Annotated in this window: 1 protein-coding gene; it reads right to left on the bottom strand. The window is 58.6% G+C overall.

Annotation, left to right across the window (positions count from 1 at the left end):
• Positions 1 to 304: DUF4158 domain-containing protein (locus tag FE851_RS25935; RefSeq protein WP_186378996.1), on the bottom strand; the 304-nt coding region annotated here is incomplete at both ends.

The raw sequence follows: 304 nt of genomic DNA, 5'->3' as shown, positions 1-304 counted from the left end.
CTGGCCGCCCGGGCACAGCTCGCCAGCAATCCATTCCGTCAATTGCGCGCGATCCACCCGCTTCATGCGGTGATATCCAAGATGGATCAGGATCTCCGCACAATGCCGTCGTGCTGTCCGACTGGAAAAGTCATAACCGGCTATCTCGCCAGCCTCGACACCGAGTTGCTCGGCCAGATACGAGAGGCCATCGGTAGGGATTGAGCCGGGATCGATCGCGAAAAACCCCAGGGAAGCGAAGAATTTCAGCTGCGCGGCGAGGCCAAGGCGCGTCAGGGCCGGCTTCGAATTTACAAAATCAATA

The sequence above is a fragment of the Sphingobium sp. B2 genome (genome assembly GCF_007693735.1).
Classification (GTDB): domain Bacteria; phylum Pseudomonadota; class Alphaproteobacteria; order Sphingomonadales; family Sphingomonadaceae; genus Sphingobium; species Sphingobium xenophagum.
This window is presented reverse-complemented; position numbering and strand designations above follow the sequence as displayed.